The sequence below is a fragment of the Pseudomonas sp. HMSC065H01 genome, assembly GCF_001815235.1.
In the GTDB taxonomy this organism is placed as follows: domain Bacteria; phylum Pseudomonadota; class Gammaproteobacteria; order Pseudomonadales; family Pseudomonadaceae; genus Pseudomonas; species Pseudomonas aeruginosa.
The window spans coordinates 25,407-37,213 of the sequence record NZ_KV819892.1 but is presented as its reverse complement, the minus strand read 5'-3'; the positions used below and the strand labels follow the sequence as shown (position 1 = coordinate 37,213).

11 protein-coding genes are annotated in these 11,807 nt (G+C 67.5%); 8 read left to right on the top strand and 3 right to left on the bottom strand.

Going from position 1 to position 11,807, the window contains the following annotated elements:
* Positions 1-132: 132 nt before the first annotated feature.
* Positions 133-1,668 (top strand): apolipoprotein N-acyltransferase, encoded by a 1,536-nt coding sequence (lnt, locus tag HMPREF3014_RS15545; RefSeq protein ID WP_003118259.1) that lies wholly within the window; start codon positions 133-135, stop codon positions 1,666-1,668.
* A gap of 49 nt (positions 1,669-1,717) precedes the next feature.
* Here the strand turns inward: lnt and HMPREF3014_RS15540 are convergent, their stop codons facing one another.
* Complete coding sequence (locus HMPREF3014_RS15540) at positions 1,718-2,479, bottom strand: YdcF family protein (RefSeq protein ID WP_003093163.1); 762 nt, start codon at positions 2,477-2,479, stop codon at positions 1,718-1,720.
* 72 nt (positions 2,480-2,551) lie between these two features.
* Complete coding sequence (locus HMPREF3014_RS15535; RefSeq protein ID WP_003114329.1) at positions 2,552-2,983, bottom strand: hypothetical protein; 432 nt, start codon at positions 2,981-2,983, stop codon at positions 2,552-2,554.
* A 170-nt stretch (positions 2,984-3,153) separates the two neighbouring features.
* Between HMPREF3014_RS15535 and leuS the strand changes: the two genes are divergently transcribed.
* From leuS to HMPREF3014_RS15505, 6 genes are all read left to right on the top strand, one after another.
* Positions 3,154-5,775 (top strand): leucine--tRNA ligase, encoded by a 2,622-nt coding sequence (gene leuS, locus HMPREF3014_RS15530; protein ID WP_023087005.1) that lies wholly within the window; start codon positions 3,154-3,156, stop codon positions 5,773-5,775.
* A gap of 66 nt (positions 5,776-5,841) precedes the next feature.
* Positions 5,842-6,465 (top strand): LPS-assembly lipoprotein LptE, encoded by a 624-nt coding sequence (lptE, locus tag HMPREF3014_RS15525; RefSeq protein ID WP_003100322.1) that lies wholly within the window; start codon positions 5,842-5,844, stop codon positions 6,463-6,465.
* A gap of 37 nt (positions 6,466-6,502) precedes the next feature.
* Positions 6,503-7,540, top strand: coding sequence for a DNA polymerase III subunit delta (gene holA, locus HMPREF3014_RS15520; protein ID WP_003093168.1), 1,038 nt, complete (start codon positions 6,503-6,505; stop codon positions 7,538-7,540).
* A gap of 91 nt (positions 7,541-7,631) precedes the next feature.
* Positions 7,632-7,784, top strand: a complete 153-nt coding sequence (gene arfA / locus HMPREF3014_RS15515; RefSeq protein ID WP_023087004.1) for an alternative ribosome rescue factor ArfA — start codon at positions 7,632-7,634, stop codon at positions 7,782-7,784.
* A 178-nt stretch (positions 7,785-7,962) separates the two neighbouring features.
* Positions 7,963-8,367 (top strand): hypothetical protein, encoded by a 405-nt coding sequence (locus tag HMPREF3014_RS34655; protein WP_153274348.1) that lies wholly within the window; start codon positions 7,963-7,965, stop codon positions 8,365-8,367.
* Positions 8,360-9,706 carry a lytic murein transglycosylase gene (locus HMPREF3014_RS15505; RefSeq protein ID WP_003118255.1) on the top strand — a complete coding sequence of 449 codons (1,347 nt, stop codon included), beginning with the start codon at positions 8,360-8,362 and terminating at the stop codon, positions 9,704-9,706. The genes HMPREF3014_RS34655 and HMPREF3014_RS15505 overlap by 8 nt, the downstream gene beginning before the upstream one ends.
* Positions 9,707-9,815: 109 nt before the next feature.
* Here the strand turns inward: HMPREF3014_RS15505 and HMPREF3014_RS15500 are convergent, their stop codons facing one another.
* Positions 9,816-10,706 (bottom strand): alpha/beta fold hydrolase, encoded by an 891-nt coding sequence (locus HMPREF3014_RS15500; protein WP_023087003.1) that lies wholly within the window; start codon positions 10,704-10,706, stop codon positions 9,816-9,818.
* Positions 10,707-10,811: 105 nt separating this feature from the next.
* On the opposite strand from HMPREF3014_RS15500, the gene HMPREF3014_RS15495 reads away from it, so the two are divergent.
* On the top strand, positions 10,812-11,705 hold the full coding sequence (locus HMPREF3014_RS15495) for a LysR family transcriptional regulator (RefSeq protein ID WP_003119197.1): 894 nt from the start codon (positions 10,812-10,814) through the stop codon (positions 11,703-11,705).
* Positions 11,706-11,807: the final 102 nt, after the last annotated feature.

Below are 11,807 nucleotides of genomic sequence, written 5' to 3'. Positions count from 1 at the left end.
CGTCTCGCCAGCCCCTCCTTTACTCTTGCGCCTTGCGCCAGACTCCCCTGTCGCCGCGGACGTTGCCGTCCGGCAGCCGAAGGCGGCCCCGGTCTGCGCAGTCGGACATTGAACAGGCTCTAAGGACATTCGATGCGTTGGATTTCTCGTCCCGGCTGGCCCGGACACCTGCTGGCACTCGCCGCAGGCGCGCTCACACCCCTGGCCCTGGCGCCCTTCGACTACTGGCCGCTGGCGATCCTCTCGATCGCCCTGCTCTATCTCGGCTTGCGCGGCCTTCCCGGCAAGTCCGCCCTGTGGCGCGGCTGGTGGTACGGTTTCGGCGCGTTCGGCGCCGGCACCAGCTGGATCTACGTCAGTATCCATGACTACGGCGCCGCCTCGGTGCCGCTGGCAAGCCTCCTCATGCTCGGCTTCACCGCCGGCGTCGCCTTCTTCTTCGCCCTGCCGGCCTGGCTGTGGGCGCGCTGCCTGCGCCGCGACAACGCGCCGCTGGGCGACGCCCTGGCGTTCGCCGCCCTGTGGCTGGCACTGGAGCTGTTCCGCAGTTGGTTCCTTACCGGTTTCCCCTGGCTCTACGCCGGCTATAGCCAGTTGCAGGGACCGCTGGCCGGGCTGGTACCGGTGGGCGGCGTATGGCTGTCCTCCTTCGTCATCGCCCTCAGCGCGGCCCTGCTGGTGAACCTGCCGCGCCTCTTCCCGCACGGTGCCAGCCTGCTTCTGGGGCTGGTCCTGCTGCTCGGCCCGTGGGCGGCCGGCCTCTATCTCAAGGGCCACGCCTGGACCCATTCGGCCGGCGAACCGCTGAGGGTAGTGGCGATCCAGGGCAACATCGCCCAGGAGCTGAAATGGGACCCGAATCAGGTCCGCGCGCAACTCGACCTCTACCGCGACCTGAGCCTGCCGCAGCAGGACGTCGATCTGATCGTCTGGCCGGAAACCGCGGTGCCGATTCTCCAGGACATGGCCAGCGGCTACCTCGGCGCCATGGGCCAGGTCGCCGACGAGAAGAACGCCGCGCTGATCACCGGGGTCCCGGTGCGTGAACGTCTCGCCGACGGCAAGAGTCGCTACTTCAACGGCATCACCGTGGTCGGCGAAGGCGCGGGCACCTACCTCAAGCAGAAGCTGGTGCCGTTCGGCGAGTACGTGCCGCTGCAGGACCTGCTGCGCGGCCTGATCGCCTTCTTCGACCTGCCGATGTCCGACTTCGCTCGCGGTCCGGCCGACCAGCCGCTGCTCAAGGCCAAGGGCTACCAGATCGCCCCGTACATCTGCTACGAAGTGGTCTACCCGGAGTTCGCCGCCGCGCTCGCGGCGCAGAGCCAGGTGTTGCTGACAGTGAGCAACGACACCTGGTTCGGCACTTCCATAGGCCCTTTGCAGCACCTGCAGATGGCACAGATGCGCGCCCTGGAAAGCGGTCGCTGGATGATCCGCGCGACCAACAACGGCGTCACCGGCCTGATCGATCCCTATGGCCGGATCGTCCGGCAGATCCCGCAGTTCCAGCAGGGCATCCTGCGCGGCGAGGTGATTCCCATGCAGGGCCTGACGCCCTATCTGCAATACCGCGTCTGGCCGCTGGCCGGGTTGGCCGGCGTGCTGCTGCTATGGGCTCTGCTCGGCCGCCAGTTGCGTCCGCAGGAGCGACGCCTGTTCGGCTGAAACCAGCCCCTCCTGGAAAGACCGGCGCCCCTGCGGCGCCGGTTGCGTCTCAGCGGTAGAACAGGCGATAGCCGACCAGGCCGATCGCCTCGTTCAGCAGCATGCCGCTCTGCCAGAAGGCCTGCGCTTCCGGCAGCCAGCCGCCGAAGGGCCGCAGGTTGGCCCCGCCGAGGAAGCCGACCGGCGCCGGGATCACCTCGAACCCCTGGCGCTCGAAGCTCCAGCGTGCCCGCTGCATGTGCCAGGCCTGGGTCACCAGCACCACCCGGCGCACGCCGGCCTCGCGCAACTGCGGGGCGCTCAGGGTGGCGTTTTCCCAGGTGGTACGGCTGAGACCTTCCTGCCAGCGCGTCGGCACGCCGAAGTCCTGCAACAGGGCATTGGCCATCAGCGCCGCCTCGCTGGGCGGGCGTCCGTAATGCAACCCGCCGCTGATCAGTACCGGCAGCGCCGAGGTCTTGGCCAGCCGCGCGGCATAGCGCAGCCGCTCGGCCGCCAGCAGGCTCGGCGCATCGTCGCCCCAGGCCGGGTCGTTGGTCTGCCGGCCGGCACCGAGGATGACGATGGCGTCGGCGCGCTGCGCCAGGCCCGGCAGATCCTCCGCCAGCAGGGCCGGTTCGCTTTCGAGCCAGCGCCCCATCCACTCCACGCTGAGCGGCATGCTCATCAGCCACAGACCGAAGAACCCGCAGACACCGCACAGCCGCGCCAGCCGCGGTCGGCTGGTGCGCCACCAGAAAGCGAAAAACAGCAGCAGCAACAGGCCGCCCGGCGGCAGCAGCAGTTGCTTGAAGAAATAACGGATCGGCATCGCCCCCTCCCTGTCGGAAGAGGCAATCTAAAGGATTGCGCGACGCCTGGCGAAACTTCCCGGAAAGAGAACCTAGCGGCCGTTACCCGAACGGAACAGTTGCGAGCCGCAATGGCCGCACGGCAACACGCCATGCCCCTTGCTCCACTGCACCGGCGCACCGCAGAGCGCACAGAGCAGTTGCCGCTGTTTCAACGAGACGTGGCGACGGGGCGCCGGCGGTTGCGGCCGGGGCGGCCGGGGTGTCCTGCCGGGCTGGCGCTCGAGCAGCGCCAGCTCCTCGGCGGCCGCATGCCAGCCGCGCAACCAGTGCAGGTCCTGGTCGAGATAGGCGCGTATCAGCCCCATCTCCGCTTCGCTCAAACCACGCAACTCAAGCTCCGTGGGATGCTCGTCACGCAGGCGCTCGGCCGTATCCGCTTCATCCAGAGCCAGGGCGAGACGCTGCAGCAGCCTCTCGTACAGCCCACCTCCCGTCACACTCGCGCGTTGCAGCTCAGCCATCGAACACCTCTGAAGGTACCACTGGGCAGCCAGCCATCGACGGCCCATAGGGCAAGCTTAGCGTTCCCGTTCGGCTGAACCGCCCCCGGCGACAAACGGCGCGGGCTATCGACAGGAGTGGGGGTCATGTATGCTACGAGGCTTTCGAACAGTCACGTCTAAGTAGCGCCATGCACGAGCAATATCAGCCACTCGAGATCGAAACCCAGGCCCAGAACTACTGGAAAGAACACCAGTCCTTCCTCGTCAGGGAGCTACCCGACAAGGAGAAGTTCTACTGCCTGTCGATGTTCCCGTATCCGAGCGGCAAGCTGCACATGGGCCACGTGCGCAACTACACCATCGGCGACGTGATCAGCCGCTACCACCGCATGCAGGGCCGCAACGTGCTGCAGCCGATGGGCTGGGACGCGTTCGGCATGCCGGCGGAAAACGCCGCGATGAAGAACAACGTCGCCCCGGCGGCCTGGACCTACGACAACATCGCCTACATGAAGTCGCAGTTGGACAGCCTCGGCCTGGCGATCGACTGGAGCCGCGAGGTCACCACCTGCAAGCCGGACTACTACCGCTGGGAGCAGTGGCTGTTCACCCGCCTGTTCGAAAAAGGGGTGATCTATCGCAAGAACGGCACGGTCAATTGGGATCCGGTCGACCAGACCGTACTCGCCAACGAGCAGGTGATCGACGGGCGCGGCTGGCGCTCCGGCGCGCTGATCGAGAAGCGCGAGATCCCGATGTACTACTTCAAGATCACCGCCTACGCCGAGGAACTGCTGGAGAGCCTCGACAACCTGCCCGGCTGGCCGGAGCAGGTGAAGACCATGCAGCGCAACTGGATCGGCAAGTCGCGCGGGATGGAGATCGGCTTCCCCTACGACCAGGCCTCCATCGGCCACGCCGGCCAACTGAAGGTGTTCACCACCCGTCCGGACACCCTGATGGGCGCCACCTACGTCGCCGTCGCCGCCGAACACCCGCTGGCCACCCAGGCAGCGCAGAACGACCCGCAGTTGCAGGCGTTCATCGACGAATGCAAGCGCGGCGGCGTCGCCGAGGCCGACATCGCCACCCAGGAGAAGAAAGGCATGGCCACTTCCCTGTTCGTCGAACACCCGCTGACCGGCGACAAGCTGCCGGTATGGGTCGCCAACTACGTGCTGATGAACTACGGCGAAGGCGCGGTGATGGCGGTGCCCGGCCATGACGAGCGCGACTTCGAGTTCGCCAACAAGTACGGCCTGCCGATCCGCCAGGTGATCGCCAAGGTCGAGGGCGACAACGACTTCGAGTCCAGCGTCTGGAAGGAGTGGTACGGCGCCAAGGACGAGTCCGTGCTCACCGTCAACTCCGGCAAGTACGACAACCTCGGCTACCAGGCCGCCTTCGACGCCATCGGCGCCGACCTCGAGGCCAAGGGCCTGGGCCAGGCGCGCACCCAGTTCCGCCTGCGCGACTGGGGCATCAGCCGCCAGCGCTACTGGGGCTGCCCGATCCCGATCATCCACTGCGAGGCTTGCGGCGACGTCCCGGTGCCGGCCGACCAGTTGCCGGTGGTGCTGCCGGAAGACGTGGTACCGGACGGCTCCGGTTCGCCGCTGGCGAAGATGCCGGAATTCTACGAATGCAACTGCCCGAAATGCGGCCAGCCGGCCAAGCGCGAAACCGACACCATGGACACCTTCGTCGAGTCGTCCTGGTATTTCGCCCGCTACGCCTGCCCGCAGTTCGAAGGCGGCATGCTGGACAGGAAGGCGGCCGACTACTGGCTGCCGGTCGACCAGTACATCGGCGGCATCGAGCACGCCATCCTGCACCTGCTCTATGCGCGCTTCTTCCACAAGCTGATGCGCGACGAAGGCCTGGTCGGCAGCGACGAACCGTTCAAGAACCTGCTGACCCAGGGCATGGTGGTCGCCGATACCTACTACCGGACCACCGCCAACGGCGGCAAGGACTGGTTCAACCCGGCCGACGTCGAGGTCGAGCGTGACGCCAAGGCCAAGGTCGTCGGCGCGCGCCTGAAGAGCGACGGCCAGCCGGTCGAGATCGGCGGCACCGAGAAGATGTCGAAGTCGAAGAACAACGGCGTCGACCCGCAATCGATGATCGACCAGTACGGTGCCGATACCTGCCGCCTGTTCATGATGTTCGCCTCGCCGCCGGACATGAGCCTGGAGTGGTCGGACGCCGGCGTCGAGGGCGCCAACCGCTTCCTCCGCCGCGTCTGGCGCCTGGCTCACGCCCACGTCAGCGCCGGCCTCCCCGGCGCGCTGGACGTCGCCGCCCTGAGCGACGCGCAGAAGCAGGTCCGCCGCGCCATCCACCTGGCGATCAGGCAGGCCAGCCAGGATGTCGGCCAGCACCACAAGTTCAACACCGCCATCGCCGCGGTGATGACCCTGATGAACGTGCTGGAGAAGGCGCCGAACCAGGACGCCCAGGACCGCGCCCTGATCCAGGAAGGCCTGGAAACCGCGGTCCTGCTGCTGGCGCCCATCACTCCGCACATCTGCCACGTGCTCTGGGGCCAGCTCGGCCATGCCGAAGCGGTGATCGATGCGCGCTGGCCGAGCGTCGACGAGAGCGCACTGGTGCAGGACACCCTGCAACTGGTGGTGCAGGTCAACGGCAAGCTGCGCGGACACATCGACGTGGCCGCCAGCGCCAGCCGCGAGGATGTCGAGGCCGCCGCGCGCGCCAACGAGAACGTGCTGCGTTTCACCGAAGGCCTGAGCATCCGCAAGGTCATCGTGGTACCGGGCAAACTGGTCAACATCGTCGCCAACTGATACGCGATTCCATTGGACGCCCCCGGCCATCCGGGGGCGCTGATCAACAGGAGTGAGGGAAGCTTGATGAAACGTATCCTGACCAGCGCCGCGCTGATCGGTATGACCACCCTGCTGGCCGCCTGCGGCTTCCAACTGCGCGGCCTGGGCGATGCGCAATTCGCGCTCAAGGAAATCGACGTATCCGCGCGCAACGCCTACGGCCCGACCGTGCGCGAACTGAAGGAAACCCTGGAAAACAGCGGCGTGAAGGTCACCAGCAACGCGCCCTACCACCTGGTGCTGGTCCGCGAGGACAACCAGCAGCGCACCGTCAGCTACACCGGTTCCGCGCGCGGCGCGGAGTTCGAGCTGACCAACACGATCAACTACGAGATCGTCGGCGCCAACGACCTGGTCCTGATGAGCAACCAGGTACAGGTGCAGAAGGTCTACGTGCACGACGAAAACAACCTGATCGGTTCCGACCAGGAAGCCGCGCAGCTGCGCAGCGAGATGCGGCGCGACCTGATCCAGCAGTTGTCCATGCGCCTCCAGGCGCTGACCCCGGCGCAACTCGACGAAGCCCAGCGCCAGGCAGAAGCCAAGGCCAAGGCGGAAGCCGAAGCCCTGCGCGCCGCCGACGAGGCGGAGCGCCAGCGCCGCGCCGCCGAGCCGCAGCAGTCGCCGATCGAGTTCCCCACCCCGTGATGCCCCGGGGCCGGTTTCGCCGGCCCCGTCTTCTCCTATGAAGCTGACTCCCGCGCAACTCGCCAAGCACCTCCAGGGCCCCCTGGCGCCCGTCTATGTCGTCAGCGGCGATGAACCGCTGCTCTGCCAGGAAGCCTGCGATGCCATTCGCCAGGCCTGCCGCGAGCGCGACTTCGGCGAGCGCCAGGTATTCAATGCCGAAGCCAACTTCGATTGGGGCTTGCTGCTGGAGGCCGGCGCCAGCCTGTCGCTGTTCGCCGAGAAGCGCCTGATCGAACTGCGCCTGCCCTCCGGCAAGCCCGGCGACAAAGGCGCGGCGATTCTCCAGGAATACCTGCAACGGCCGCCGGAAGACACCGTGCTCCTGCTCAGTCTGCCCAAGCTCGATGGCAGCACGCAGAAGACCAAGTGGGCCAAGGCCCTGATCGATGGCAACGCCGCGCAGTTCATCCAGGTCTGGCCGGTCGACGTCCACCAGTTGCCGCAGTGGATTCGCCAGCGCCTGTCCCAGGCCGGCCTGTCCGCCAGCCCCGAAGCCCTGGAACTGATCGCCGCGCGCGTGGAAGGCAACCTGCTCGCCGCCGCCCAGGAAATCGAAAAGCTCAAGCTGCTCGCCGAGGGCAACCAGATCGACGCCGCCACCGTACAGGCCGCGGTCGCCGACAGCGCACGCTTCGATGTCTTCGGCCTGATCGACGCTGCCCTTGGCGGTGAAGCGGCCCACGCCCTGCGCATCCTGGAAGGACTGCGCGGCGAAGGCATCGAGCCGCCGGTGATCCTCTGGGGCCTGGCCCGCGAGATCCGCCTGCTGGCTGGCCTGTCCCAGCAATACGGCCAGGGCATCCCGCTGGAGAAAGCCTTCGCCCAGGCGCGTCCGCCGGTCTGGGACAAGCGCCGTCCGCTGCTGACCCGTGCCCTGCAACGCCACTCCAGCAGCCGCTGGAACCAGATGCTGAGGGATGCCCAGTTGATCGACGCGCAGATCAAGGGACAGGCACCCGGCAGCCCCTGGAGCGGTCTCTCGCTTCTCGCCCTGAGCCTCGCCGGCCAGCGTCTCGGCCTGCCGGCAGCCTGAAGGCGCAACCGGCACTGGACAATCCGCGGCGACAGGCAGATGATGCGCGCGCTGGCGAGCGCCAGCCCGATCACCTTCGAGGACCTATGCCATGGCAAAGAAAAGCAAGCGGCCGAACAAGGCCAAATCCCTGGTCGCCCAGCCACTGTTCCGCAGCCGCCAGGAACAGGTGAAGAAAGGCAAAGGCAGCTACCGCCGCGAAGCCTCCCGTAACTGGGAGGCTTCTTTCGTTATGGCGGCCTGAAACAGCCGCTGGTCCATCCTCCCGCAACGCCCTCCTCACCCACGCGCCCCGCCTACCCCGCCCGAAGCCCGTCGACAAGACCAACCCCACCGCCAGCCTGCCGCCCATGGGCACACTATCGTCGGCGCGCAAGCCCTGGCCCCATCGGGTTGGGCGAAAAGCCAATGGTTCCTCCATCATGATCCGCGGCCTCGACATCCCGCGCGGCCGACTGGCAACCCTCTGGCCATTGCAGCGCACGAACCAGGCTCGGGCGTTCGATGCCGACGCCGAAGCGGGTAGCCATGTCGCGCAGAACGAAGGCCAGGAAGAAGAAGTCGAAGGCCTCGAGCATGCCGCGCGACCCGTCGCCGATCCCGACTCGGGTGCGCCGCGAGGCTTCGACAGGCGGCGGAGCGGTACGGACGAAACCATTGGCCGCCCGACAGTGACCGAACATATGGCGAACGATATCCACCGCGCCGATGGAACCACATTGGCGAACCCGGGGCCCCGCCGGCGCGTCCAACGACGGCAGACGCGTCCTGGCCGGCGTGCTAAGGTGGCCCGTCCCGAGGACCCTGCTGAGGAGAGCAATGCGTAACCCCGAACGATCCGCCCTGCTGAAGGTGAGCGGGCTGCTGGGCAGCACCGTCGTCGCCATGGGGCTTGGCCTCTCCAGCGCCTGCGCGCAGAAGAATCCGACAGTCGAATACAACCAGCCTGCCGCTCCCCTGCAGACCAAGGCGCCCTTCTCCGGCGCCGGCCCGGCCGCCTCGGTGCCCGCTGGCGCGCCGAACGAGGCCCAGCCTGGGCAAAGCTTCGAACAGTGGCGCGACGCCTTCCGTCAACAGGCGCTGGCCGGTGGAATCGATGCGCAGACCTTCGATCGCGCCTTCGCCGGCGTCCAGCCCGATCCCGCCGTGGTCGAAGCCGACCGCAGCCAGCCGGAATTCACCCGACCGGTATGGAAGTACCTGGAAGGCGCCCTCGATCCGCTGCGCGTTCGCCAGGGCCAGGCGCGCCTGGCGCAGCATGCGCGCATCCTCGGCGAAGTCGACGCGCGCTATGCGGTGGATGCGGATGCGGTGGTGGCGATCTGGGGCATGGAGAGCAACTACGGTTCGCACATGGGCAACAAGAACGTGATCCGCTCCCTGGCGACCCTCGCCTATGAAGGACGCCGCCCGGAATTCGCCCACGCCCAGTTGCTCGCCGCCCTGAAGATTCTCCAGCACGGCGACGTTCCGGCCTCCTTCATGATCGGCTCCTGGGCCGGCGCCATGGGCCAGACCCAGTTCATCCCGACCACCTACAACCAGTATGCCGTGGACTTCGACGGCGACGGCAAGCGTGACATCTGGGGCTCGCCCGGCGACGCCCTGGCCTCCACCGCCAACTACCTGAAAGCCTCCGGCTGGATCGCCGGACAACCCTGGGGTTTCGAAGTCCGCCTGCCGGCAGGCTTCGACTATTCCCTGGCGGAACTCACCATCCGCAAGCCCCTGGGCGAATGGCAAGGGATGGGCGTACAAGGCGTCAACGGCGGCCCCCTGCCCTCCGGACTCTCCGGCGAACAGGCCTCGCTGCTGCTGCCGGCCGGGCACCGCGGCCCGGCCTTCCTGGTGCTGCACAACTTCCGCGCCATCCTCAAGTACAACAACTCCAGCGCCTACGCCCTGGCCGTCGGCCTGCTCGCCGACAGCTTCAAGGGCGGCGGCCGGATAGTCGGCGCCTGGCCGCTGGAGGATGTTCCGCTGAGCCGCTCGCAGCGCATCGAGCTGCAACGGCAACTGGCCGCCCGCGGACACGATCCGGGCGCGGTGGATGGCATCATCGGCGCCAATACGCGCAAGGCGATCCGCGCCTGCCAGCAGGAGTTCGGCTGGCCGGCGGACGGCTATCCGACCCCGGCGCTGCTCGACCGCCTGCGGACGCCATAGGGCCACCGGCGGAGCTTACGACCCCACGTCCGCCGCGACCGCTCGCGGCACACCGGTTCGTAGGGCGGATAACGCCATGGGCGTTATCCGCCGCTGCGGTGTCCAGGACCTAGTCATCCGCGCAGAACCGCAGGATAGCGTCCGCCACTTGGGTGGCCGCCTCGCGCTGCGGAAAATGGCCGACGCCCTCCAGCACCAGCCGCTGGTAACGCCCGCTGAAGTAGTGCTCGCGTCCGCGGGAGCCGTCGGGGTGGGTGCAGGCATCCGCGCCGCCGTGCAGCACCAGGGTCGGCAGCGCCAGGCGCGGTGCCGGGAGCAAGCGCTGTTCCGCCGCCCCGTAGCGCGGCTCCCCCGCGACGAAGCCCCAGCGATGCCGGTAATAGTGCAGCACCACGGCGACCCAGTCCGGCCCGGAGAAGGCCTGGGCGGCCTCCTGGAAATCGCGCTCGGCATACCATCCCGGCGGCGACCAGGTGTCCCACATCTGCCGGGCGAACGCCTCGCCCTCCTCGCGCAGCGCGCGCTCTCCGCGTGGCGTAGCCATGAACCACTGGTACCAGAAGCTACGGGCCTGCGGCAGGGAAAGAACTTGCTGCGGATCGTTGCTGGCGTACCCCACCGAGAGCATCACCAGGTGCGAGGCTAGGCCCTCGCGCAGTCCGCAGGCACTAGCCACCGCGCGAGCCCCCCAGTCATGGCCGACCAGCAGGGGACGTTGCAATGCCAGGCTGTCGACGAATGCCAGCAGATCGCAAGCCAGAGCCGCCAGTTGCCCGCTGCGCGGAGTAGACGCATCGCGGAAGCGGGTCGGGGCGAATCCCCGGAGGGCTGGTGCCAGCACCCGATAGCCGGCGTCCGCCAGGGACTCCGCCAGGTCTTTCCAGGCATGCGGGCTGTCCGGCCAACCGTGCAACAAGACGGCGCTGCGCGCCCCCTGCGGATTCCACTCCAGGTAGGCGATATCCAGGACATCGGTGGAAACGAAGGCATAGCGGCTCATCGGACCTCTCCAAGAGAAAGAAGGGACATCCTAGGACGCTTGCCAAGCGTGATTCATGAATAGTTAGCGTCTACTATTCATGAAACGAGATGAATGGAAGACCTCATGGAGCTTGCCGTCCCCACCTCCCAATCCCTGGATATCGTGTTGTTGCGTACCTTTCTCGAAGTGGTCGACAGCGGCGGTTTCGCCCTCGCCGCGGACAATCTCGCGCTCACCCCCTCCGCAGTCAGCGGGCATATCAAGCGCCTGGAACAGACAGCCGGCGTCAGCCTGCTCAGCCGCACCACTCGCCGCCTGGAGCTGACCCAGGCGGGCGAGACGCTCTACGCCTATGCCCGCAACATCGTCGAGCTGGAGCGCGAGGCCCGCGCCAGGCTGCACGGCACGCCGATCCGCGACCGCCTGCGCATCGGCGCTTCGGAGGACTTCGCCAGCGCCTGGCTGCCACGCGTCCTGCAACGCTTTCGCCGCTGGCACCCCGAAGCATCCATCGAACTCAAGGTCGGTATCACCACCGACCTGCTCCGCCAGCAGGCCCAGGGGCGCACCGACGTGGTGTTCGGCAAGCAGTGCCGGCGGGTAGGAGACGACGGCGAACTGCTCTGGGAGGAACCGCTGGTCTGGGCCGCGGCGACCGCGATCGAGCTGCCCGCGGGCGAACCGCTGCCGCTGGCGCTGTTCCCCGAACCCTGCGTCTACCGCGAAGCGGCGATTACAGCCCTCGGCGCCGCTGCGCGTCCCTGGCGCCTGGTGTTCGAGAGCGCCAGCATGGCCGGCTGCCTGTCCGCCGCGCTGGCCGGTTTCGCCGTGACGGTGGTGGCGCGCAGCCAGATGCGCGAGGGGCTACGCGAACTGGGCCCGGAACAGGGTTTTCCGACGCTGCCGGAGGCGCGTTTCTACGCCTTCTCGCGCCAACCCAGCCTGGCGGCCGATGCACTGATCGAGGCGGTGCGGCAGCTCGGCCAGCGCAGTCGCTTCGTTACCGCACAGGGATGAGAGCAAACGGTACTCACCTACGCGCCGGCGGATAACCGCAAGCGGTTGTTCGTCCTACGTCCGAAGAGGCTTCGTGGCTGCCCAATGAAAAACGCCGCGTCC